We start from the raw sequence: 22,826 nt of genomic DNA on the forward strand, positions 1-22,826 counted from the left end.
GAGCGTGCACATGACGGCTTCATCGGTTCTTCACACCACCTGCCTAGCGTGGTCGGCGACCCGGAGACCCCCGGTAAACAGGGAGTTCGGTCCGCCCGGAGTGCCATGGGCGATCGCTGAAGGCGCGGCATGGCGCCGTACGGAAAGGCTATGGATGAGCGAGCTGCTTCTCGGGACGACCCTGCTGGCCTCCTTCTTCGGCGGGATGGTGGCGCTGCTGGCCCCGTGCTGCATCTCGGTGATGCTGCCGGCCTACTTCGCCACCGGGTTCCGTTCCCGTGGCCGGGTGGTCGCGGGAACCCTGGTGTTCGGCGCCGGTGTGGCCACCGTGATCGTGCCGATCGGGCTCGGAGCCGCAGCCCTGTCCGCCGCGCTCCAGCGATACCACCTCGTCGTCTACCTGACCGGCGGCGCGCTGATGCTGGCCGGCGGCCTGGCGGTGCTCGCCGGGTGGAAGCCAAAGCTCCCCATGCCCTCCGGGCGCTCTCCCCAGGGAGGCGGCTTCGGCGCCGCCTACGGGCTCGGGGCCTTCTCCGGTATCGCCAGCGCCTGCTGCGCGCCCGTACTGGCCGGAGTCGCCGTCCTGTCCGGGGCCACCGCCTCCTTCCCGGCGGCGCTGAGCGTGGGCTTCGTCTACGTACTGGGCATGGTCGCCCCCCTCGTGGTGATCGCCCTCGCGTGGGAGCGCGGCCACCGAGGCCCCGCCAAGATCCTTCAAGGCCGGCGGGTGCGGCTGCGGGCCGGGGCCTGGCAGCGGAGCCTGCCGCTGGGCGACCTGCTCGCCGGGATCCTGCTGATCGCCATGGGCGTACTGACCGCCGTCCTGGCGCTCAGCGGCCCGTCGATGCCGAACTCCGGCTGGCGGGTCACCTTCGCCGCCGACCTCCAGCACCTCGCGTCCGCCGCGACCCGGGCCCTTGGCTGGCTGCCCGGCTGGGCGGTCGCCGCGATCGCCGCCGTGGCCCTGGCGCTGCTGATCCGACGCGCCCGCCGCCGCCCCACCAAGACCACCACCGACGCGGACAACGCCGACTGCGGCCGCATCCCGTCCGCCGACCGCACCACCGCAAGGGAGAGCTCCACCCATGGGCGCTGAATCCCGTCCCCGAGCCACCGGGGCCACGAACAAGACCGCCCGGCGCGAGCGGGCGATCCAGACGCGCGAGCAGGAGCAGCGACAGCATCGCCGTCGGCGCCTGCGCAACGCCGCCGTCCTCGCGGCGCTTCTCCTCGCCGTCGTCGCCGGCCTGTACGCGGTGTTCGACAGATCCGGGTCCGGACAGCCGTCGGCCAAGGACTACGAGGTCGGCAGCCCCGGGGTGGGCCAGACCGCGCCGGGCTTCTCCCTGGCCTCCAGCGACGGCGGGAACACCAGCCTGGCCGCCTTGAAGGGCAAGACGGTGCTCCTGTACTTCCAGGAGGGTCTGACCTGCCAGCCCTGCTGGGACCAGATCCGCGACCTGGAGAAGTCCGCCGCCGAGGTCAAGGCCGCCGGCATCGACCAGATCGTCTCGGTCACCACCGACCCGGCCGACCTGGTGGCCCGCAAGGTCAAGGACGAGGCACTGAAGACCCCGGTGCTCTCCGACCCGGACCTGAAGGTCTCCACCGCGTACCAGACCAACGAGTACGGAATGATGGGCACCTCCCGCAACGGCCACAGCTTCGTGCTCGTCGGCCCCGACGGACAGATCCAGTGGCGCGCGGACTACGGCGGCGCCCCCAAGTACACGATGTACGTCCCCGTCGACCGGATCCTCACCGACCTGAACTCCGGGCGGCAGGCATGAGCGCCCGGCGGATCACCCTCCTCACCCAGGCCGACTGCGCGCTGTGCGAGCACGCCAAGACCGTCCTGGCCAAGGTCGGCGCCGACCACGAGCTGGCCGTCACCGAAATCGACCTGGCCGAGGAGGAGGGCCGCCGGCTCGGCACCGAGGCGGGAGTCCTCTTCGCCCCCGGCATCCTCCTCGACGGCCGCCCCTTCTCCTACGGACGGCTCTCGGAACGACGCCTGCGCCGGGCCCTCAACGCCACCCCCTGACAACCCCGCCGACCGTCCCCACACCACCGAATCGCCAAGGAAACCGACCATGAGCGAACTGATCAAGCTACTGCCCCTCCTGGCCTGCCCGCTGGGCATGGGAGCCATGATCTGGTTGAGGGTGCGGTCCGGCCGCAAAACCACCGACACGCCCTCCACCGCCCCCAAGACCGCAACCTCCGATGCCGATCCGCGCGAGCAGGAACTCGCCGCGCTGCGCACGCAGGTCGACGACCTCAAGCGGCACATGGCCCACGACGGCCAGGCCCCCGACCAGGCGCACACGCGCTGACGGACTACGCCCTGCCCGCTGCGAACTGCGACAGCCGCCCTGCCCCGAGTCCCGGGACGGCCACAAGACGTTCGCGCCACACCGGCTACGCAACGGCCTGTCGGAGCGTGGCCAGGTGTCCGGCCTGGTGGGCGATGACCTCCTCGACGACCTGTCCGAGGGTCCGGCTGGCGTCGGAGATGTGCGGGATCGGCGGGGTCATGCTGTCGAGCTGGTCGGCCGTCAGGTCGGCCAGTCGGCTGATCGGGACCTCGGCGTCGGCCAGGCGGCGAATCAGGTCCGGCACGGTCATCGGAGCCGGGCGCTCGGGGCGGGTGTGCCCGGCTGCATGAGCGTGGGCTGTGTCCGGCAGAAGTCGGCCCAGCCGGTGATACCCCTCGGCGATGTGCGCGGCCAGTGCGCCGACCGTGTCCCCGGCCTGACCGCCTGTGCAGGGCTGGAGCAGGTCGTCCTCGCTCAGGGTGGCGAAGAGCTCCTTGACCTCCGACAGTTGCCGGCCTGCCCTCTCCATCAATTCGGTACCGCGTCGGCTCACGACAACCTCCTTTTACGCCGTCAGGCCGTACCACCCCGGGGTGGTACGGCCCGCTGCTGTCGCTGCCTGCGTTGGCCGTAGCGGGTCCGGCCGGGCGGCTTGTACACCGACAGCACCGTGGCCACGAGCAGCACCAGCACGGCGAGGCCGGACTGGATCACGAGCTGAGTCCCCAGCCCCGCGTGCTCACCAGCGGACCAGTCCGGGCCGGCCGCGAGGCCCGCGACGTAGCTGACCGGGCCCATGTGGACGACCAGGGCGACGGTGGCCAGGGCGGTGATCACCAGCTTCACGACGACCCAGTAGTACCGCAGCAGCCCCCAGGTCGTGCCGAGCGCGGACACCACCCCGGTCAGCAGCGAGGCTGCGGCCAGCGGCACGATCACGTACCAGCCGGTCACCTCCATGGCCATGTACGCGCCCCTGACCGTCTGGTCATTCCGGCTGGTCAACGCGGCGACAGCGAGGGCCAGGAAGGCGGCAACAGCACCGAGCCAGCCCACCGAGGCCGTCACGTGCGCGGTCAGCGCGAGCTTGCGCTGCCGGGGCGTCAGGGCGGCCATCAGCCGTGTCCCCCCATGCCGCCGCCCGCGACATGGACGATCACGAAGACGAGGACCAGGGCGATGGCGACGTAGATGAATGCGGTCACCCAACGCGGCCGGCCCGGGTCCGTGCCGGGGGAGGGCGAGTCGGCCATGAGCATGTCCTTCGCTGTCGCGCGTGGCTGCCGGATGCTGATGGCCGCCACTTTTACGAGACAGATTGTCTCTGTCAAGTCATGGTGTCACGGAATCGGCGTCACGTATATTCGGAGGATGCCGAAGCTGTGGAACGAGACGATCGAGACGCACCGGCACGCGGTGCGCGAGGCGGCCCTGGACGCCACCGCGGCGCTGGTGGCCGAGCGCGGCCTGCTTTCGGTGACCATGTCGCGCATCGCCCAGGAGGCCGGCATCGGACGGGCCACGCTCTACAAGTACTTCCCCGATGTGGAGTCGATCCTGGCCGCCTGGCACGAGCGCCGAGTCACCGGGCACCTCGAACACCTCACCGCCGTACGGGACCAGGCCGGCAGCCCGGGCGAGCGACTCGAAGCCGTCCTGACGGCCTACGCGCTCATGATCCACCAACGGGGCGAGCATCACGGCACCGAAATCGCCGCGCTCCTGCACCAGGGCGAGCCCATCGCCGAGGCACACCGGCAGCTCCACGACCTCGTCCAGGACCTGCTCGCCGAAGGCGCCCAGGCGGGTGAACTCCGCGACGACGTCTCCCCTGACGAGCTTGCGGACTACTGTCTCCACGCCCTCAGCGCCGCCGCCGGTCTCCCGTCCGAGGCCGCGGTCCGCAGGCTCGTCGCCGTCACCCTCACCGGCGTTCACCTCACGGCCAACCCCGTAAACCCCGGGCACGCCCAGGAGGACGCCGCAGAGGGGCAACACCCGCCGCGCCGGCACCGGCACGCTCACCACTGATCCAGGGTCTTGGGCGGCCGGTGGTGAACTCGCGGTCGACTGCCGCGAGTTCACCACCGGCTGGCTAAGACCCTCGGCGATTAATTGCGGTAGCCGAGGACGGTCATCATCCCGGACTCCGCGTGGTAGACGTTGTGGCAGTGGATCATCCACAGGCCGGGGTTGTCGGCGTCGAAGTCGACGTGCAGCGTCCGGCCCGGCAGGACGATCGCGGTGTCCTTGCGTGCACCGCCGTTGGGCAGGGAGAAGGTGTGGCCGTGCAGATGCATGGGGTGCCACATCTGGGTGGTGTTGACGAAGGACAGCCGGACCCGCTCGCCGGAGCGCACCCCGTACCGCTGTGCGGGGTCGTACTTCTTGCCGTTGATGGCCCAGTCGTACTTGGCCATCGAGCCGGTGAGCTCCAGCTTGATCGTGCGGTCGGGCTTGCCGGACTTCAGGCGCACAGGGTCGGCGGCCTTCAGCTGCCCGGCCTGGAGCAGCTTGCCGTCCAGTTCCTTCGGCCGTACGGACGCCTTCGGCGCGGCACCGCCGCCCGTACGAAGGATCGCCATCGCGGTCTGCTGCTTGCCCTCGGCGAGCGCGGTGAGGGGGAAGACGCCGTCCTTCGCGGTGACCAGGACGTCGTAGCGTTCGCCCATGCCCAGCAGCAGCGCCTCGGTCGTGGCCTGCTCGACGGGGAAGCCGTCGGTGTGCGTCACCGTCATCTCGTGGCCGCCGAGGGCGACCCGGAAAGCGGTGTCGCCGCCCGCGTTGATGATGCGGAGGCGGATACGGTCGCCCGGCTTGGCGGAGTAGGTCTCCGGGTTCTCGGGCGTACGGCCGTTGACCAGGTAGTACGGGTAGGCCACGTCTCCGGCGTCGCCGCCGAGGAGGTCGCTGGTGGCGCCCATCATCATCCGGGGCGGGCCGGACGGCTTGGGGGAGGGAGACTTCTTCGCCGTCATCGACATGCCGGACATGTCGTGCCCTCCTGTGCCGCCGGAGTCGCCCTCGCCCATGTCCATGCCGCCCATGCCCCGGCTCAGCTCGGCGAGTACGGCGTCCGGCGTGCTGCCGTCCACGCCGTCGACCCAGTCGTCGAGGACGATGACCCACTCCTTGTCGTACTTCAGCGGCTCCTTGGGGTCCTCGACGATCAGCGGTGCGTAGAGCCCGCGGTCCTGCTGTGCCCCGGAATGCGGGTGGAACCAGTACGTGCCGGGGTGCGCGACCGCGAAGCGGTAGTCGAAGGCCGCGCCGGGCTTGATCGGTGTCTGGGTCAGGCCGGGGACGCCGTCCATGTCGTTGCGCAGCGCGAGGCCGTGCCAGTGCAGTGAGGTGGACTGGGGCAGGTGGTTGGCGAGAGTGAGGGCGAGCGTGTCGCCCGCGGTGACGCGGACCTCCTGGCCCGGCAGCCGGTCGCCGTAGGCCCAGGACCTGACGGTACGACCGCCGAGGTCCAGGCGGGTCTCGACCGCGGTGAGCTTCACGTTCCGAACGGGACCAGGGTTGCGCCGGGCTTCGGCGTCGGCGACCTCCTTGCCGTCGGGGGACACGTAGCCCTCCGGAGTGGCCATCGGCTTACCGCCCATGGCGGAGTGGTCCATGCCGGAGCCGGAGCAGGCGGCGAGCAGTCCGCTGCCGGCCACGGCAATGCCCGCGCCGAGCACGGCGCGACGAGTGGGTGTACGCATGACGGAGTTGAACCTCGTATCGGTGTCAATGCTGGAGAAGGACAGGCGCGTGTGCCGCTCCGGGGCGGAGCGGCCGGACGCCGTCCTATACGCGCAGTACCGACAACTGGACGAGGGAGAGCCCGCGCGGCGGCGGGTTCGGCCGCAGCGCGTACCGCAGCCCGGTGCGGGCCGAGGTCAGAAGGTCGCCGCATTGCCACCGCAGCAGCCCGGCGGCCGTGAGCGAGATGATCCCGGCGCCAAGCACCGCGAGGCAGACGGCCAGCGGGTTCATGCCGTCTGTCGGCATTGGGCCGTCGGCGTGCGGGGCGCGAGACGCGGTTCGCGTTTCGAGGCGGGCCGACCCGTGCGCGGCGGGGGCTTCGGCGCTCGCGGGCGCCTGCGCGGAGCCGTGCTGTGCGGGGTTTTCCATGGCCGAGGCCATGGGCGGATGGCCGAGGGTGTGCATCATGACGATGCCGCACAGCAGCGCGCCGAGCAGCAGCAGCCGACCGCACCACGCGGCGGCCCTCCGCTGCCCGTCCATCATGATCCTCCCAGGGCTCCGTCTCCGATCGGGGGCATACTACCCGGGAGGGGTATAGGCGCGGCGTGTGGTGGACCGGCCGCACGGAACGTCACCGTCCATCGCGCAGTGTCTGGCTCAGTCGCTCTTCCCGCCCGTGCACACCGCACCCGGCTCGGGAGTCTGCGGGCCCTGCACGTACTTCTCCAGGAACTCCGGGACCCGCGGATCGGACGCATTCTGCACGTCCAGCTGGCGTCCCCAAGCGGTCAGCGTGATCGGCGCGGACTGCCCGGGGGACGGGCTCATGAGCGTGTACGGGGTCTTGGAGACCCGGTCGCCCAGCGCCTCGATGTCGTCTGCGGTGGCCTTGTTGCTGTAGGTGACCCACACCGCTCCGTGCTCCAGGGAGTGCACCGCGTTCTCCTTGCGGAGCTCCTTCGTGTACACATCGCCGTCGCAGTTCTGCCAGACCGGATCGTGATCCCCTCCCACGGGCGGGGTCACGGGGTAGGCGATGTCCTTGGTGACGTGGTTCCGGCTCAGATCCGACCATGTCTTCTCACCCGCCACCGGAGCGGTCTTCACTTTCTCGGCCTCCTCACCGGCGGAGAAGAGGAACCAGCCGCCGACGACCAGCCCCACGATGACCAGGACCGAGGCGGCGATCGCGATCATCCTGTTCCGGCGTTCCCGCGCCCGCTCCTCCTGGCGCATCCGCTCTATCCGCGAACGCCGGTCCGCGCCCCTGCCGTCCGAACCTCTTGCGGCACCCATAGCACGTCCCTCTCCCCGCCGCCTCTCGAACGCGGCGGTGGGTGTGGGCTGCCCGGATGGCGTTGCGGCCACAGGGCACGGACGGCTGGCTCTCGAAGGACCAGCGCGCGGGGCATCCGGTTCAGATCCGCTCTCTTCGCAGGATAAGCCGATACACGCTGTGCGACATCGGGAGCGAGGACGAGGCGGCCGACGGCCCTGAGAGGTTCTCACCCTCGTCCTTGCCGGTGATGCGATCAGCCCGGACCGGAGGCCAAACATCCTTGACGCCCGCCCTGTGCCACCGCCAAGAGTCACCGGACGAGCTGTAGCCATGGTCATGAGGATCGCCGGTTTGACTAACCGGCGATCTGCGGCTATGTTGCCGCGCCGTTTCGGCCCCTCGGATTTCTGTTGAACCATGGGTGCCTCCTCCTTTGAGGCGGGATGGAGGGGCCTGGGCCGGCTGATCCATGGCGGTGCGCAGCCCGGCTTCAGGTCGACCGCCCTCGCTCCTGACCGCCACCCAGACCGCCAGAGTGACGGTGATCACGGACACCCTTCGGAGGGTGCTGCGTAGGCTTGTGTAGTCGTCGCGGTGGGGTCCAGGAGGGCGGGCGAAGCTCCCCTGCAATCGCCTGACGATGCGTCAGGAAAGTCAGCAAGTGGTCAGCATGAGTCCTGAAAAACCTGGGGAATGCTGCCCGAACATGCGACTCGTTGTAGGGTAGGGAAACCGCCCTTGACCTGCGAAAACGCAGGCAGGGAGCCTATGTCCAGGAGTACCTCGATGATGCGTACCATGTTCAAGTCCAAGATCCACCGTGCCACCGTCACCCAGGCCGATCTGCACTACGTCGGGTCCGTGACCGTCGACGGCGAGCTCATGGAGGCGGCCGATCTGCTGCCCGGGGAGCTTGTGCACATCGTCGACATCGACAACGGTGCCCGGCTCGAGACGTACGTCATCGAGGGGGAGCGCGGGTCCGGTGTCATCGGGATCAACGGGGCCGCCGCGCATCTCGTCCATCCCGGGGATCTGGTGATCCTCATCAGTTACGCCCAGGTCGAGGACGCCGAGGCCCGTGCGCTCGTGCCGCGGGTGGTGCACGTCGACGCGGACAACCGGATCATCGAGCTCGGGGACGACGCCTCCGCGCCCGTGCCCGGCGGCGACACCCTGCGCAGCCCGCACGCCGTGGCCGCGCACGCCTGACCGACCGTAGCGAGGGAGAGGTTCCGCATGGCAGTCGAGCTGGAGATCCGCGACGATCGGGAGAAGGGGCGCCTGGAGGCGTTCGAGGACGGCCGGTACGTCGGTGTCGTCGTCTACTTCGTCCTGGACGCCGAGCCCCACGCCCTCGTGGCCGTGCACACCGTCGTCGAGGAGGGCGACGAGGGCAAGGGCATCGCCGGGTCCCTCGTACGGGAGTTCTACGCCATCGCCGCCCGCGCGGGCGTCCCCGTCGTGCCACTCTGCCCGTACGCAGCCGCATGGGCCGAGAAGCACCCCGACGAGGCCCCCGTCCCGCCCGAGGGCGTCGTCCGCGCGGCCAAGCTCCAGCTCAAGGCCACCCCCGAGCTGTGGTGACCCTCGCCCTCCTGCACACCTCCCCGGTCCACGTGCCCGTCTTCGACGGGCTCCGCGACCGCCACCACCCCGGCCTCGACCTGAAGCACCTCGTCGCCGAGGAACTGCTGGTACGGGCCCGGGCCGACGGCCCCGAAGCCGTGGCCGACGCCGTCCGTGACGTCCTCGCCGAGGCCGTCGCGGACGGCGCGACCGCCGTCCTCTGCACCTGCTCGACCATCGGCGGCATCGCCGAACGGAATGCCGCCGCGCTGGGTGTGCCCGTGCTGCGGGTCGACCGGCCGATGGCTGCCGAGGCCGTCCGTGCCCGGAAGGTCGTGGTCGTCGCCGCCGTCGAGTCCACCCTTGCTCCCACCCTCGAACTGCTCCGGGACGAGTCCGGGGACCCGGCCCCGAGCGTCACCACTCTCCTCGTCGACGGCGCCTGGGCCCCGTTCCTCGCCGGTGACCACGACGGCTATCTCGACGCCGTCGCAGCGGCCGTCGACCGTGTCGACCCCGCCGGCGGCGGGGTGGTCGTCCTCGCGCAGGCGTCCATGGCGGACGCCGCCGAACGGACCACGACCCCGCTGCCCGTCCTCTCCAGCCCCCGCCTCGGCCTCGCCGCCGCCGCGAGCGCGGTGCGCGGCCACGGATGAATGGCCCCGGCGGGCGCGGGCAGACGCTCCGGGAGAGCCTGGAGCCGTACGGCCCCGTCGACCAACGAGAGGCCCCACCCGTCATGACCCACCCATTCCCCGACCCGGTGCCGCCCGGGCCGATCCCGACGCCCGGCCCGCCGCCCAACCCGCCGGCCCCGGTGCCCGAACCGCCTCCCGTACCCCCGCCCAACCCGGTTCCCGAGCCCCCGGGCCCCGCCCCCCTCCCGGAACCCGAACCCCAGCCCCAACCCGGGCCCGCAGGGCGCTGAACGAGCCTGGACCGAGCCCTGAACCCTTGTCACGGCCTGTCACCTTCCCCTACCTTGGGCGACTGCTGATGCGTTCAGCGCACGCGCTCAAGGGGGGGCCATGGCCTTACGGGGACGACACCGCAAGAACCAGCCGAGCCGGATCAACCGCGCCTCGCTCACCGTCACGGCGGGCGGCGCCGGCATCGCGCTCCCGCTGGTCGGTGCCGGTGCGGCCCAGGCAGCCTCGCTCGATGTCTGGGAGAAGGTCGCGGCCTGCGAGTCTTCCTCCAACTGGAGCATCAACACCGGCAACGGCTACTTCGGCGGGCTCCAGTTCAGCCAGTCCACCTGGGAGCGGTACGGCGGTACGCACTACGCGCCGCGCGCCGACCTCGCCTCCAAGGACCAGCAGATCGCCGTCGCCGAGAAGGTCCTCAAGGGGCAGGGGCCGGAAGCCTGGCCGACCTGCTCCCCGCGCGCCGGGCTCGCCCAGCAGGGGAACACGGGCCTCAAGCCCGCCTCCCTGCCCCGGCAGCGGCCCGTGGCGACGCAGACCCCGGCCACGCGGGCCACACCGACCACCGTCCCCCAGGTCCGCGAGATGTACACGGTCACCCCGGGCGACTCGCTCTCCCGCATCGCCCGCGAGGAGCGGGTGAAGGGCGGCTGGCAGCGCCTGTACGAGGCGAACCGCAAGGTCGTCGGCGACGACCCCGACCTGATCCTCCCGGGCCAGAAGCTGACCCTCCGGATCACCGCCCCGAGCGCGACGAAGCCGAGCACGACGAAGCCGAGCAAGACCGAGCCGAGCAAGAGCGCTTCGAGCAAGGCCGTGCCGAAGACCAAGCCGCCGGCCGCCAAGCCGCCGGCCGCCAAGCCGCCGGCCGCCAAGCCGCCGGCAGCCAAGCCGCCGGCCGCCAAGGCCCCCACTGCCAAGCCCCCGGCCCCCAAGCCGCCCGTCACCAAGACCAAGCCCGTCTCGAAGCCCGCCACCACCAAACCAGCCCCCAAGCCGGCCCCCAAGCCCGAGACGCGCTCCGACAGCTTCTCCGCCCCCGTCTCCGCCTCCATAGGCACCCGCTACCGCGTCTCCGGTTCCTCCTGGTCCAGCGGCTACCACACGGGCGTCGACTTCCCGGTCCCCACCGGTACGTCCGTGAAAGCGGTGGCACCCGGTCGGGTCGTCTCCGCGGGCTGGGCCGGGGCGTACGGCTACCAGATCGTGATCCGGCACGACGACGGCCGCTACAGCCAGTACGCGCACCTCTCCGCGCTCACCGTGCGCGACGGCCAGCGGGTCAACGGCGGGCAGCGCATCGCCCGTTCAGGATCGACCGGCAACAGTTCGGGGCCGCATCTCCACTTCGAGATGCGCACGGGTCCCGGGTACGGCTCCGACGTCGATCCCCTCGCGTACCTGCGTGCCCGCGGCGTGTCGATCTGACTCCGCGGCCCCTGACTCCGCGGCCCCTGACTCCGCCGCTTCTGACGCCACCCCGTCCGACGCCACCCCATCTGACACCGACAGCGCGTCCGACGGGCCCTTCAGCCGGTCCACCGTGAGCTGGACGATCCCGAGCGCCGCCACGGACCCGCAGATCAGCGCCGCCACGGTGCCGGCCGCCCCGTACCGGAAGCTCTCGCCGAACAGGGTGAGGCCGACCGTCGCGGCCACCACCGGGTTGACGACCGTGACCGTGGCCAGCGGGGCCGCGAGGCCCGCGCCCTTGTACGAGGCCTGCGAGAGCAGCAGCCCCGTCACGGCGAGGGCCGAGAGGACCAGCAGGCTCGGCCACTGCGCCAGCGGCGCGCTGGACGTCCACTCCACCGCCACCGTCTTGGTGAAGACCGAGGCGATCCCGAACGCCACGCCCGCCGCTGCCGCCAGGGCGATGCTGCGCAGTACCGAGCGGCCCACCACGTGCGCGGCGGTGAAGAGCACGCCCACCAGGCAGAACGTTCCGGCCGCGAGCAGCCAGCGTTCCGCGTCCGCCAGGGACTGCGTGTCGGCGCCGCCGGTCAGACTGAGCAGCCCGGCGAGGCCGACCGTGGCCATGAGCGCGCCGCGCCAGGCCGTGTGCCCGGCCCGGCGGCCGACGAAGAGGGCGGCCATGGGGAGGGCGAAGACGATGGTGAGGGCGCCCAGCGGCTGGACCAGACTGAGCGGACCGTAGGCGAGCGCGGCCACGTGCAGCGCCGCCCCGAGACCGTTGAGCAGCACGGACCCCCACCAGGCCGGGCTGCGCAGCGGTGCGTACGTGAGGCCGGCGGCGGAGGCCGCGACCCGCTCCTGCACGATCGCCGCGGCCGCGTACGCGACCGCCGAGACCAGCGCCAGGAGCACGGACAGCAGGAGGGGGCTCATACTCCAACGATCTCTCTTCCGGGCGTTCACGTCGTCGTACCAGGGAACGCCTTCGGACGTACTGCCGTCGCAGTACGGGACCGTCACGTACGCCTTGGGATGTACACCCGCGCAGGTCAGGAGGGGTGGAAAGCGACCTTTCCGGTATCCAGGTCGAAGCGGGCACCGGCGATCCCGGCCTTGTCGAAAGCCTCATCCCGAGCCAGTCGCCGTCGAATCCGGTCCACATTGGCCCGCACCGTGTTCTCCACCCAGTCGCCCGGCAGATCACGGGCGGCGCGCGCCGCGGGCGCGAGCTCCTCCACGATCCTGGCGAGGTGTCCCTCGACGGGCTTGCCGGTCCGTACGTACTCCACGGCGGCGGTCGCGGCACCGCAGCGCTCGTGCCCCAGGACGAGGACCAGCGGGACGCCCAGCTCATCGACGCCGAACTGGATCGAGCCGAGCACCGCCTCGTCGAGGGCCTGCCCGGCCGACCGTATCGCCAGCAGGTCCCCGAGCCCCTGGTCGAAGACGAGCTCGGGCGGCACCCGCGAGTCGACACAGCCGAGGACGAGCGCGAACGGGTGCTGGGAGACGGCCACGGCGGCGCGCCGGGCGGCGTCCTCGTGCGGGTGGATCTGCCGGAGCGCCGCGAACCGGGCGTTCCCGGTGCGGAGTTCGGCCAGGGCCGCGGCGGCGGTGAGCGGTCCCTCGGGTCGGGACCGGCGGGCCGGGGGCGTGGCGGCCCGGGCGGAGGCCGGGATGGCCGCCGTCGCGGCCGCGGCGGTCAGAGCGAGCACCGCGCGACGGCCGGGAACGGTGGACGAGAAGGGGTTCGTGGGAGGTGTCATGCGGTCGAGCGTTACGGTGATCGGCGGTCGCGGAGCCTCACTTGGAGCGAGCACGACTCGAAGATGACCATCCATGACCCGAAGATGACCATGTATGACCCCGAACGCGACCGGGCTTTTGCCGGGAGTCGGTGCACCGAGCAACCATGCACCCGACGGCCGTGCACCGGACAACCATGCACCCGATGGCCGTGAATCGACGTCGTACCCCGGCGACCGTGTCAGGAGGCAGTGACGGTGGATCTTGTCGAGAGCCGTTCGGTGGGCGGCTTCTTCGCCCTGCGCACAGCCCCGCCGGAGACGAGCGGCGCGACGCACCTGCCGCTCGCGCGTCTCTACGCCGGGGACACCGCTCCCCTCACCGCCCGCGTCGACCGCGTCGGGGACCGTCTCGGTACCCCCGAGCGGCGCGTCGCTGCCTCGATCGCGCACCTCGGCCTCGCGGCCCGGCTCTGGTCGACCGCACTCGGTCCGGCCGCGCTCTTCGGCCGGTTCCCCGCCCTCGATCCGGCGGAGTTGTACTGGGACGGTGCGCTGACCTCGCCCGACGACCTGTGGTGGGCGGGCAGCGCCACCCGCCCCGCCACCGTGGCGAACCTGCGCGAGGCGATCCAGACCGGCCATCTCGTCCCGCTGCACGAGGCCTTCCGCCGCGACGGGCGGATCTCGCCCCGGCTGCTGTGGGGGAACGCCGGTTCGGCCCTCGCCGGGGCGCTGCGCGAGCTCACCCGCTGGGCCCGCGCGCAGGACCGGCCCGAGGTCGCCGCCCGCGCCGCCGAACTCGTATCCGGGCTCTTCGCCCACCCCGACCTGGTCCGCACCGTCCAGAGTGGCCCGGCCCTCCGCCGTACCAGCTGCTGTCTCTACTACCGCTGCCCCGGCGGCGGCCTCTGCGGCGACTGTGTCTTCGACCACGCGCCCGCGTAGGTACGGGCCACGCGTTTGGAGACACGGCCCCCCGCTCCGTAAAATCCACCTTTTGGATGTGTGGGCGCGCGCGAGCGTACGAGCGATCGAGGAACGGCAGAGGCCATGACGGTGACCGAAGAATCCCAGGGGTACGGGCCGGGTATCGACCCCGATCGCCTGGCCGTCTGCCTGAGCGTGCTCGACGAGCTCGACAAGATCGACGTCGACCACCCCGACGCGATCGCCGTCCGGCGCGCCACCGCCGGCATCTACCGCACGGTGAAGCAGCGTCGCCGCCAGGACCGCCGGGCCGCGAAGACCGCGCACGACAAGGCGGTCACCGAGTCGACCGCCACCGGCTCCGCCCAGCGGATCGACGACGAGACCGAGGGCCTGCTGCCCTCCTCCGTCACCGAGGCCGGCCAGATCGCCGGGATACTCCAGCGCCCCCGGTCCTGCTACACCTGCAAGACGCGGTACGTCGAGGTCGACTACTTCTACCACCAGCTCTGCCAGGAGTGCGCCGCCCTGAACCGGGGCAAGCGCGACGTCCGCGCCGACCTCACCGGCAAGCGCGCGCTGCTCACCGGCGGCCGGGCCAAGATCGGCATGTACATCGCGCTGCGGCTGCTGCGCGACGGCGCCCACACCACGATCACCACCCGCTTCCCCAAGGACGCGATCCGCCGCTTCAAGGCGATGGAGGACTCGGCGGACTGGATGCACCGACTGGAGGTCGTCGGCATCGACCTGCGCGACCCCGCGCAGGCGGTCGCCCTGTCGGAGCAGGTCAGCGCCCAGGGTCCGCTGGACATCCTGATCAACAACGCGACGCAGACCGTGCGCCGGCTGCCCTCCGCCTACGCCGCGCTGGTCGAGGGCGAGAGCGCACCGCTGCCGGCCGGGGAGCTGCCCGCCCACCACGTGATCGGCGCCTTCAACTCCGGTGCGGTCGACGGCATCGCCGCGCTGCCCGTCGGCGTGAGCGGCCTGGACGCGCAGCAGGTCGCCGACCTCGCCCTGGTCGCCGGCAACGCCAGCGTCGAGCGCCACCGTGACGGCAGCGCCATCGACGCGGGCGGCCTCGTGCCGGACGTGGTCGACACCAACACCTGGGTGCAGACCATCGAGCAGATTTCCCCGGTGGAGCTTCTCGAGACCCAGCTGTGCAACTACACGGCGCCGTTCATCCTGATCAGCGCGCTGCGCCCGGTGATGGCCGACGCCGCGAAGAAGGCCGCGAGCGGGCGGGCGTACGTCGTCAACGTCTCCGCGATGGAGGGCGTCTTCGGCCGCGGCTACAAGGGCGCGGGCCACCCGAACACCAACGCCGCGAAGGCGGCGATGAACATGGTGACGCGGACCAGCGCCCAGGAGATGTTCCAGACCGACGGCATCCTGATGACCTCGGTCGACACCGGCTGGATCACCGACGAGCGGCCCCACTTCGACAAGCTGCGCCTTGCCGAGGAAGGCTTCCACGCCCCGCTCGACCTGATCGACGGCGCCGCCCGCGTCTACGACCCGGTCGTACGCGGCGAGGCGGGCGAGGACCTGTACGGCTGCTTCCTCAAGGACTACAAGCCCGGCAACTGGTAATCACACCCGGACGCCCGGCCAAACCGCCCGGATGTCCGAAATTCACTCGATCGCGTCACACTTTTGAGCCCCATAGAGCGCTGGCGCGCTCATTTGGTTAGTCTGATGTCCACGGTCGACCACCGGGGTTTCACCAAACCCTCACGGTCGGCCTGGGGACTGGCCTGCCACCAAGGCCGCGGTCCCGCCCGGAGAACGGCGCCACCGCGACCGAACGGCCATGTCCTTATAGGTACGCGACACAAGGGAGTGCGCGGTGACACCAGAACTGACGAAGCAGGAACAGCGACCGGACGAACGTCCGGAGCGGCCCCACCGCTCCGGTGAGCTGGGAAGCCTGGAGGTGTGGGCGCACGCGGCCCCGATCCGCCTGGCGGGCTACGAGGACGACCTCGCGGAGCCCCACATCCTGCCCGGCATCGACTGACCTGCCCGGTACCGACCGAGTCGTACCGACCGAGTCGTACCGACCGAGTCGTACCGACCGAGTCGTACCGCTTCACCCGTGCCCCCGGCCGCCCCCGCGCCCGGGGGCACGGGTCTGTCCGGGGTTCTGTCCGGGGTCCGTCCAGGGGGTCCGTCCAGGGATCCTCAGCGCCGCGCCGTGGGCGTCCCCAGACCGACCGGCGGCAGGTACTCCCGTACCAGCGTGCGATGCCACCAGGCCCCGGTCTCCCGCAGCTCGCGCCAGGTCGTGTACCGGTAGCGGTAGACCCGGGCCCGGACAAGGGCCGGAGGCGCGTCGGGGAAGGGGTTGTGCCGCAGCAGCCGCAGGGTGTCCCGGTCCCCGTCGAGCAGCCGCTCGACGAACGGCCCGAACCAGTCGCGGGCGTACGCGGGGGAGAGCGCCGCGAACCACATCAGCCAGTCGAGCCGCAGATGGTACGGGGCGAACTGGCGCGGCAGCCGGCGCGGATCGCCGGGCTTGCCCTTGAAGCCGTACTCCTTCCACAGCGTGTCCGGGTGCGGCACCGGGTCGTCGGTGCCCTCGACCACGATCTCGTCCCGGATCCGGCCCACAGTGCCGAACGCGCCGTACGTGTTGACCAGGTGGAACGGGTCGTACGAGCGGTTCATGGCCTGGTTCCGGGACAGCAGGTTGCGGACCGGGCGGTAGCTGCGGAACAGGATCAGCGCGGTCACGGCGACGACCACGACCACGAACCAGAGCGGCGCGTCCGGCTGGGGGTGCTCTCCGACCAGCAGGGAGCCGTCGATGGCGGAGAGGGCGAGGACGATCGTCAGCCAGTTCAGCCAGGCGAAGTTCCCCGAGAGCACCAGCCACAGCTGGGTCGCCACCATCAGACCGGCGGCCACCGTCGCCACCGGCTGCGGGGTGAACAGGAGGACCGGGACGAGGAGTTGGACGACGTGGTTGGCCGCCACCTCGGCGCGGTGCAGCGGGCGCGGCAGATGGTGGAAGAACCAGCTCAGCGGGCCGGGCATCGGCTGGGTCTCGTGGTGGAAGTAGAGGCAGGTCAGGTTCCGCCAGCAGCGGTCGCCCCGGATCTTGATGAGCCCCGCCCCGAACTCGACGCGGAACAGCAGCCAGCGCAGCAGCCACAGCACGAGGACCGGCGGCGCGATGTCGTCGTTGCCGAGGAAGACCGCGAGGAATCCGGCCTCAAGGAGCAGCGACTCCCAGCCGAATCCGTACCAGGTCTGCCCGACGTTGACGATCGACAGGTACAGCCCCCAGAGCACCGCCCAGCACAGCATCGAGACCGCGAGCGGCACCGCGTCCCCCGCGCCCGCCACCAGGGCGAGCGCCAGCGCCGCACCGCTCCACGCGACCGCCGCGAACAGCCGGTCCGAGTAGCGCCAGTGGAAGAGGCTGGGGGCCCGGCGCGGCTCCACCCGGCGCAGATACTCCGGTACGGGGAGCATGCCGCGCTCGCCGATCAGGGCCCGGAACTGGAGAGCGGCCGAGAGGAACGCCACGAGGTAGAGCCCGGCGAGCCCGCGCTGGAAGACGATCCGGCTCAGCCAGTAGTCCGGTGCGGTGAACCAGTCCATCGTTGCCGGTGTCGACGCCGTCCGGACCGGGCGTCAGCTGATCTCGTCCTCTTCCAGGGCGCGCTGGCCTTCCGCCTGGGACGGGGTGGTGCGGTCGGTCGCGGGGTGCCGGTGGTCCCGCTGGAGCGCGTCCATGTCCTCTTCGAGCCGCTCTCCCTCGGCCTGGGAGGGAGTGCTGTACATGTCGTACTGGGACTGGCTCACGGCCGCCTCCTGGGTCGGAACGTTTACCTATAAAAGGAGCGTAACCCCGCACGTCATCCCGCGACGACGCGTCATCCCGCGACGACGCGTCGCAGCGTGCGGCCGAGCCGGCGGGCGTAGGCGCGCTGGAGGACCGGGACGAGCGGGCCCCCGAGGCGGGTGTACCAGGCGGCGGGGCGGCTGAAGGCGGTGACCGTGAACCAGACCGTGCCGTCGGGGTGCAGATCCACCACGAAGGACTCCTCGCCGCTCTCGGGGTGCCCCGCGCGCGTGCCGTACGCGAAACCGATCCGGTCCTTCTCGTACGCCGTCCAGATCACCTCGCACGGCGCGGCGAAGCGCACGGGGCCGAGGCCGAGCGAGACCTCGACGAAGACGCCCGGTTCGGCGCGGACGGCCTCGCTGCGGACCCGGGCGCCCGAGGCGCGGTGCATCCGCCAGGTCGTGACGGCGGCCCCGGCGGTCTCGAAGGCGTCCCGGCCCCGGCCGACGCGCACCATGTGGTGGAGGTGCTGGTAGCCGCCGGGGAGGAAGTCGCGCGCCGTGGCGCCGACCTCGCGGTAGTTCAGAGACATCGGGGCGGCCGGAGTGGCGAGGTCGCGGATCAGGCGGGCCATGGTGCGGTCTCCTTCGTCGGGGCGGTCGCCCGCAGGCGACGCAGGGCGAGCAGCGAGCAGAGCGCGAATCCGACGGCGTTGCCGAGACCGTGGGTCGCGGCCATCCAGGTCAGGCTCGGGTGCGGGAGGCCGGTGGCCTCGCCGAGCGCCCAGCTCAGGGCGAGCAGCATCGTCGCCACCAGGACGACGGCCGAGACGGCGAGGAGCGCGCGGGTGACGCGGTCAGGACCGCCGGGCCGCAGATCGCGCCAGGTCGGCAGGGCGACGGCCCACATCCCGGCGGTCAGGACGACAGCCCCGGCGAGCTCGGCCCAGTCGTCCACGAAGTAGCCGGCCAGGACGAGCAGGGTGCCGAGCGGGACGCTGAGCGCGGCGAAGCGGGTGGCGGGAGTGTCGGACGTACGGCAGACCAGGCCGGCCACCAGCGCGGCGGCGAAGCCCGCGAAGTGGAAGTGGGGCACGGTCAGGGCCAGGATGCCGAGGTCGAAGCCGAGGAGTTCGTGTCCCGCGCGCTCGGCGACGAGGGCGAGGCCGGCCACCGACGGGGTCACGAGCGCGGTGAGCACGGCGATCTCGGACGGGGCGAGGGGGTGGACCGGGGTCTCCTCGCCGGGAGGCCGACCGGCGCGCGCCGCGAGCCGCGCCGGGGCGCAGAGCGCCAGGGCCACCGTGGCCAGCGCGTACACGGCGGCGAGCGCGGCGGCGGTGGGGGAGCGGGGGAGCCAGAGCGCGACGGCGCCGGGCAGGGCGAACAGCGGCCAGAGACGGCGGAGCGGGCCGAGGGCGCGCGGCCGGGGGCCGTCGATCAGGCCCAGGCCGATGGGGACCACGACGAACATCCCCAGCATCACGATGAGCCCGACGAGTACGGACACGCGCACCCACCCCCGACCTCTGATTGAACGTGTTCAAACCGGCTGGTTCCGAGAGTAGGGCCTTCCTTGAACGTGTTCAAGTCCTGGTCTCGTCCCTTCGGCCCCGCCCCTTCGGCCCCGCCCCGCTTGCGGGCGGCCGCGCGGTGCGACAGACATGAAGGAATGTCTCGGGGTGGAAAGAGGCGGGAGAACCACGTGCGCTCATCGACACGCCGGTCGGCACGGCCCCACGTCACCGCACTCGCCGCAAGTGCGCTGGCCGCGGCGCTGCTCCTGGCGGGCTGCTCGTCCGGTGACGGGAACGGCGAAAGCGGCGCGGACCGGACCACCGCCGCGGCCGCGCAGGAGGTCTTCCTCCAGCCGGTCGCCGCCCAGGGCCCCGACCCGTTCACCGCCTCCACGTCCCAGGCCACCACCCCGCCCACACCCACGGGCACCGATCCGGCCGACACCCCCGCGCCGACGGCCACGGCGCGCACCATCAACGAGATCACCGGCTCCACCCCCGGCCTCTACGGCGGCACCCGCTCCGTCGCCAGCTGCGACGTCGAGCAGCAGGTCGCCTTCCTCACGCGCGACCGCACCAAGGCCCGCGCCTTCGCCGAGGCGGCCGGTATCCCCGAGGCGGGCCTCCCCGACTGGCTGCGCGGCCTCACCCCCGTCGTCCTGCGTGTCGACACCCGCGTCACCAACCACGGCTTCCGCGACGGCGGCGCCACCGCGTTCCAGTCCGTCCTCCAGGCCGGTACGGCCGTCCTCGTCGACCCGTACGGCGCGCCCCGGGTCCGCTGTGCCTGCGGGAACCCGCTGCGCTCACCGGTCGCCGTCCAGGGGGCCACCCACAAGGGCCGGCCCTGGAGCGGGTTCCACCCCGACCGCGTCGTGGTCATCAGGCCGACGACGACGGTCGTCAACAGCCTGGTCATCGTGAACGTCGTCAACAACACCTGGATCGAGCGGAAGACCGGCACGGACGGCGAGCAGGACACCCGCCCGGTCGTGATCCCGCCCTGCGAGCCGGACGCGTGCGACCTCACCGGTACGCCGACCCCGGTGCCGTCCCCCTCGGTCACCGACGGCTCACCCACGACGGGCGGCCCGACCACGCCGGGCGGCTCCACCCCGCCCACGTCCCCGGAGAGCGACATCTCCCCGCCGCCGTCGACGCCCGACTGCCCGTCGCTGCCTCCGGCCACCTCCCCGGAGGACGGGACCGGCACACCCGACACGACCTCCCCGGACGTCACGTCCCCGAGCCCGTCGATCCCGCCCGGCTGCCCGACCCCGACCTGGACCGAGCCGACCGACCCGGCCGAGCCGCCCGCCCCGCCCGCCCCCGAACCCCCGGTCGAGTCCCTCCCGGAGCCCCAGCCGGAAACCGAGTCGGACGTGCCCTCCTTCGAGGACCTGTTCCCCACCGACACGGCCCCGCAGCAGCCGGAGACCTTCGAGGGCTGACACGCCCGGGCCGGGGATCTTCGCCATGCGCACCGTCGGGCGTGCGCCTAGCGTGGCCCCATGAGCGCGGGACGTGGGGGTGGCGAGGCGACGGAGCCCTGCCGCTGCGGATCGGGGCCGGCGGGTCTGACGTGCTGCTTCCTCCGGGACTACGGGCGGGCGTTCCGGATGGGCAGCTTCGACTGGGACCTGCTCACCGGAGTGATGGCCATGGACGAGGGCGCCCTCCGGGTCTTCGACATGCCCCCCGAGGAGTACGACGGCAACCCCACCACCCTCAGCTCCCGCGTGATGCCCAACGAGGGCCGGCAGCTCGACACGCTCGTCACCCACGCGCTCAAGGACGGCAGCGACCACTACGGCGCGTACTTCCGGGTCCGCCTGCGCGACGGGACACCGCGCTGGACGCACACCGAGGGCGAGATCCTGCGCGACGGGACCGGCCGCCCCGTCCGTATCATCGGCATCGTCCGGGACGCCTCCGAGGAGGTGACCGAGCAGGCCGCCCGGCTCGGCCTGGACGAGGGCAGGCGCGAACGCACCAGCGTCGTGGAGGGCACCACGGCCGCCCTCGCCCACGCGAGGACCGTGCAGGACGTCATCGACCTCCTCAAGGACTCGCACGGCCTCGAGTACTTCGGCGCCACCAGCCTGGTCATGGGGCTCCTGGAGTCCGGCCGGATCCACCTCGTCGCCGAGGGCCCGATGGGAGCCTTCGTACCCGGTACGCGATTCACCCGGGTGGACGAGCCGTACCCGATGGGCGAGGTGATCCGGACCCTCAGACCCCGGTTCATCGACTCGCCCGAGGACTTCGCCGCCTCGTACCCGATCCTCTGGCCCCACATCAGCGGGCTCGGCATCACCTCGGCGGCCTACCTGCCCCTGATCGCCCAGGCCAGGCCGATCGGCGCGCTCGGGCTGCTCTACAGCGACAAGAACGGCTTCAGCGCCGACGAGCGCAATCTGCTGGTCGCGCTCGGCAGCAGCATCGCGCAGAGCCTCCAGCGCGCCATGCTCTACGAGCAGGAGCACGACCTCGCCGAGGGGCTCCAGCAGGCGATGCTGCCGCGCCGCATCCCCGACGTGCCCGGCGCCCAGATAGCCGTCCGGTACCGCTCCGCCCGCCTCGGCCGGGACATCGGCGGCGACTGGTACGACATCATCCCGCTGCCCGGCGGCCGGGTCGGCGCCGTCATCGGCGACGTCCAGGGACACGACACCCACGCGGCGGCCGTGATGGGGCAGCTGCGGATCGTGCTGCGCGCCTACGCCGCCGAGGGGCACAGCCCCGCGACGGTCATGGCCCGGGCCTCCGTCTTCCTGCACGAGCTGGACACCGAACGCTTCGCCACCTGCACCTACGTCGAGGCCGACCTCACGACCGGGGTCCTCCAGGTGGTCCGCGCCGGGCATGTCGACCCGCTCCTCCAGGACACCGACGGAAGCTGTCGGCGGCTGCCGGTGGAGGGAGGTCTGCCGTTGGGCCTCTCGGCCGAGTTCGACCGCCTCGACTACCCGGCGACCACGCTGGAGCTGTCCCCGGGGCAGACCCTGCTGCTCTACACCGACGGGCTCGTGGAGAAACCGGGCGTGGATCTCGACGAGGGGATGCGGTGGCTCTCCTCGCTCGTACGGCGCGGGCCGCGCGAACTCCAGCAGCTCGCCGACCAGCTCTGCGACGTCGTGGACGACCGGGGCGGCGAGGACGACGTGGCGCTCCTGCTGCTGCGGCGGCAGGGGGCGTACTTCCCGCAGTCCGGCGGCCGGCTCCAGCAGCACGTCGCGCAGAGCGACCCCGAGGCGCTCAGCTCGGCGCGGCACATGATCCGCGCGGCGGTACGGGCCTGGGGCGCGGGCGAGCGCTCCGACGAGATCGAGCTGGTCGCCGACGAACTGATCACCAACGCGCTGATGCACACCGACGGCGGGGCGATCGTCACCCTGCGGATGCTGGCGGGCCCGGAACGGCGGCTCCGGGTGGAGGTGGAGGACCGTTCCAGCGCGCTGCCACGGCGCCGGGAGGCGGGGGAGGCGGGCGTCTCGGGCCGCGGGCTGATGCTGGTGGACCGGATCTCGGACGTCTGGGGCGTCGAACCGCGCGGCAGCGGCAAGTGCGTCTGGTGCGAGTTCATTGTTAACTCTGCGTACGTGGATCGTTCTTGACCGTGACGGATCGTA

The 22,826-nt window shown here is 71.8% G+C and carries 26 protein-coding genes; 14 read left to right on the forward strand and 12 right to left on the reverse strand.

The window, feature by feature from the left end:
- Nucleotides 1-154 precede the first annotated feature (154 nt).
- From Q5762_RS32665 to Q5762_RS32680, 4 genes are read left to right on the forward strand one after another with little or no spacing between them, the layout of a single operon-like run.
- A complete protein-coding gene (locus Q5762_RS32665) occupies nt 155-1,096 on the forward strand; it encodes a cytochrome c biogenesis protein CcdA (RefSeq protein ID WP_315895906.1) in 942 nt (313 codons plus the stop codon).
- Nucleotides 1,086-1,790, forward strand: coding sequence for a peroxiredoxin family protein (locus Q5762_RS32670; protein ID WP_315895907.1), 705 nt, complete (start codon nt 1,086-1,088; stop codon nt 1,788-1,790). The genes Q5762_RS32665 and Q5762_RS32670 overlap by 11 nt, the downstream gene beginning before the upstream one ends.
- Nucleotides 1,787-2,044, forward strand: a complete 258-nt coding sequence (locus Q5762_RS32675) for a glutaredoxin family protein (RefSeq protein ID WP_315895908.1) — start codon at nt 1,787-1,789, stop codon at nt 2,042-2,044. The genes Q5762_RS32670 and Q5762_RS32675 overlap by 4 nt, the downstream gene beginning before the upstream one ends.
- Before the next feature lie 49 nt (nt 2,045-2,093).
- Nucleotides 2,094-2,336: a hypothetical protein gene (locus tag Q5762_RS32680; protein WP_315895909.1), complete on the forward strand. Its 243-nt coding sequence runs from the start codon at nt 2,094-2,096 to the stop codon at nt 2,334-2,336.
- 85 nt (nt 2,337-2,421) lie between these two features.
- Here Q5762_RS32680 and Q5762_RS32685 read toward each other — a convergent pair whose 3' ends face one another.
- The 3 genes from Q5762_RS32685 to Q5762_RS32695 are packed head-to-tail and all read right to left on the reverse strand — an operon-like array spanning nt 2,422 to nt 3,571.
- Complete coding sequence (locus tag Q5762_RS32685) at nt 2,422-2,871, reverse strand: DinB family protein (protein WP_315895910.1); 450 nt, start codon at nt 2,869-2,871, stop codon at nt 2,422-2,424.
- A 20-nt stretch (nt 2,872-2,891) separates the two neighbouring features.
- The gene (locus Q5762_RS32690) at nt 2,892-3,434 is read right to left on the reverse strand and encodes a hypothetical protein (RefSeq protein WP_315895911.1); all 543 of its coding nucleotides are present in this window, start codon (nt 3,432-3,434) and stop codon (nt 2,892-2,894) included.
- Nucleotides 3,434-3,571, reverse strand: coding sequence for a hypothetical protein (locus Q5762_RS32695; RefSeq protein ID WP_315895912.1), 138 nt, complete (start codon nt 3,569-3,571; stop codon nt 3,434-3,436). Before Q5762_RS32695 ends, Q5762_RS32690 begins: the two co-directional genes overlap by 1 nt.
- A 118-nt stretch (nt 3,572-3,689) precedes the next feature.
- Here Q5762_RS32695 and Q5762_RS32700 point away from each other — a divergent pair, with 118 nt between their 5' ends.
- The gene (locus Q5762_RS32700; RefSeq protein WP_315895913.1) at nt 3,690-4,349 is read left to right on the forward strand and encodes a TetR/AcrR family transcriptional regulator; all 660 of its coding nucleotides are present in this window, start codon (nt 3,690-3,692) and stop codon (nt 4,347-4,349) included.
- 80 nt (nt 4,350-4,429) lie between these two features.
- Here the strand turns inward: Q5762_RS32700 and Q5762_RS32705 are convergent, their stop codons facing one another.
- From Q5762_RS32705 to Q5762_RS32715, 3 genes are all read right to left on the reverse strand, one after another.
- The gene (locus tag Q5762_RS32705) at nt 4,430-6,025 is read right to left on the reverse strand and encodes a multicopper oxidase family protein (RefSeq protein WP_315895914.1); all 1,596 of its coding nucleotides are present in this window, start codon (nt 6,023-6,025) and stop codon (nt 4,430-4,432) included.
- A gap of 85 nt (nt 6,026-6,110) precedes the next feature.
- On the reverse strand, nt 6,111-6,554 hold the full coding sequence (locus Q5762_RS32710) for a DUF6153 family protein (RefSeq protein WP_315895915.1): 444 nt from the start codon (nt 6,552-6,554) through the stop codon (nt 6,111-6,113).
- Between the two features lie 114 nt (nt 6,555-6,668).
- Nucleotides 6,669-7,307, reverse strand: coding sequence for a DUF3105 domain-containing protein (locus Q5762_RS32715; protein ID WP_315895916.1), 639 nt, complete (start codon nt 7,305-7,307; stop codon nt 6,669-6,671).
- Between the two features lie 769 nt (nt 7,308-8,076).
- Between Q5762_RS32715 and panD the strand changes: the two genes are divergently transcribed.
- From panD to Q5762_RS32735, 4 genes are all read left to right on the forward strand, one after another.
- On the forward strand, nt 8,077-8,502 hold the full coding sequence (gene panD, locus Q5762_RS32720; RefSeq protein ID WP_315895917.1) for an aspartate 1-decarboxylase: 426 nt from the start codon (nt 8,077-8,079) through the stop codon (nt 8,500-8,502).
- 27 nt (nt 8,503-8,529) lie between these two features.
- Nucleotides 8,530-8,877 carry a GNAT family N-acetyltransferase gene (locus tag Q5762_RS32725; RefSeq protein WP_315895918.1) on the forward strand — a complete coding sequence of 116 codons (348 nt, stop codon included), beginning with the start codon at nt 8,530-8,532 and terminating at the stop codon, nt 8,875-8,877.
- Nucleotides 8,874-9,515, forward strand: coding sequence for an arylsulfatase (locus Q5762_RS32730; RefSeq protein WP_315895935.1), 642 nt, complete (start codon nt 8,874-8,876; stop codon nt 9,513-9,515). The genes Q5762_RS32725 and Q5762_RS32730 overlap by 4 nt, the downstream gene beginning before the upstream one ends.
- A gap of 372 nt (nt 9,516-9,887) precedes the next feature.
- On the forward strand, nt 9,888-11,213 hold the full coding sequence (locus Q5762_RS32735; RefSeq protein ID WP_315895919.1) for a transglycosylase family protein: 1,326 nt from the start codon (nt 9,888-9,890) through the stop codon (nt 11,211-11,213).
- Here Q5762_RS32735 and Q5762_RS32740 read toward each other — a convergent pair.
- Both Q5762_RS32740 and Q5762_RS32745 read right to left on the reverse strand, forming a co-directional pair.
- Nucleotides 11,094-12,134 (reverse strand): DMT family transporter, encoded by a 1,041-nt coding sequence (locus Q5762_RS32740; RefSeq protein WP_315895920.1) that lies wholly within the window; start codon nt 12,132-12,134, stop codon nt 11,094-11,096. The genes Q5762_RS32735 and Q5762_RS32740 overlap by 120 nt on opposite strands.
- A 116-nt stretch (nt 12,135-12,250) precedes the next feature.
- Nucleotides 12,251-12,967: a carbonic anhydrase gene (locus Q5762_RS32745; RefSeq protein ID WP_315895921.1), complete on the reverse strand. Its 717-nt coding sequence runs from the start codon at nt 12,965-12,967 to the stop codon at nt 12,251-12,253.
- Nucleotides 12,968-13,204: 237 nt separating this feature from the next.
- Here Q5762_RS32745 and Q5762_RS32750 point away from each other — a divergent pair, with 237 nt between their 5' ends.
- The 3 genes from Q5762_RS32750 to Q5762_RS32760 all read left to right on the forward strand — a co-directional run bounded on the left by Q5762_RS32750 (nt 13,205) and on the right by Q5762_RS32760 (nt 15,902).
- Entirely contained in the window at nt 13,205-13,894 is a 690-nt protein-coding gene (locus tag Q5762_RS32750; RefSeq protein ID WP_315895922.1) for a (2Fe-2S)-binding protein, read from the forward strand.
- Between the two features lie 105 nt (nt 13,895-13,999).
- Nucleotides 14,000-15,475, forward strand: coding sequence for an SDR family NAD(P)-dependent oxidoreductase (locus Q5762_RS32755; protein ID WP_315895923.1), 1,476 nt, complete (start codon nt 14,000-14,002; stop codon nt 15,473-15,475).
- 256 nt (nt 15,476-15,731) lie between these two features.
- A complete protein-coding gene (locus Q5762_RS32760; protein WP_315895924.1) occupies nt 15,732-15,902 on the forward strand; it encodes a hypothetical protein in 171 nt (56 codons plus the stop codon).
- Nucleotides 15,903-16,066: 164 nt separating this feature from the next.
- Here the strand turns inward: Q5762_RS32760 and Q5762_RS32765 are convergent, their stop codons facing one another.
- The 4 genes from Q5762_RS32765 to Q5762_RS32780 form a co-directional block, all read right to left on the reverse strand.
- Nucleotides 16,067-17,491 carry a lipase maturation factor family protein gene (locus Q5762_RS32765; RefSeq protein ID WP_315895925.1) on the reverse strand — a complete coding sequence of 475 codons (1,425 nt, stop codon included), beginning with the start codon at nt 17,489-17,491 and terminating at the stop codon, nt 16,067-16,069.
- A 33-nt stretch (nt 17,492-17,524) separates the two neighbouring features.
- Complete coding sequence (locus Q5762_RS32770; RefSeq protein WP_315895937.1) at nt 17,525-17,695, reverse strand: hypothetical protein; 171 nt, start codon at nt 17,693-17,695, stop codon at nt 17,525-17,527.
- A 71-nt stretch (nt 17,696-17,766) separates the two neighbouring features.
- A complete protein-coding gene (locus Q5762_RS32775; protein WP_315895926.1) occupies nt 17,767-18,312 on the reverse strand; it encodes a DUF1990 domain-containing protein in 546 nt (181 codons plus the stop codon).
- Entirely contained in the window at nt 18,300-19,187 is an 888-nt protein-coding gene (locus tag Q5762_RS32780; RefSeq protein ID WP_315895927.1) for a YndJ family protein, read from the reverse strand. Before Q5762_RS32780 ends, Q5762_RS32775 begins: the two co-directional genes overlap by 13 nt.
- A gap of 195 nt (nt 19,188-19,382) precedes the next feature.
- Here Q5762_RS32780 and Q5762_RS32785 point away from each other — a divergent pair, with 195 nt between their 5' ends.
- Nucleotides 19,383-20,645: a DUF6777 domain-containing protein gene (locus Q5762_RS32785; protein ID WP_315895928.1), complete on the forward strand. Its 1,263-nt coding sequence runs from the start codon at nt 19,383-19,385 to the stop codon at nt 20,643-20,645.
- A gap of 60 nt (nt 20,646-20,705) precedes the next feature.
- Nucleotides 20,706-22,811 carry a SpoIIE family protein phosphatase gene (locus tag Q5762_RS32790; RefSeq protein WP_399495318.1) on the forward strand — a complete coding sequence of 702 codons (2,106 nt, stop codon included), beginning with the start codon at nt 20,706-20,708 and terminating at the stop codon, nt 22,809-22,811.
- Nucleotides 22,812-22,826: the final 15 nt, after the last annotated feature.

It is taken from the genome of Streptomyces sp. P9(2023), from assembly GCF_032436795.1.
Classification (GTDB): domain Bacteria; phylum Actinomycetota; class Actinomycetes; order Streptomycetales; family Streptomycetaceae; genus Streptomyces.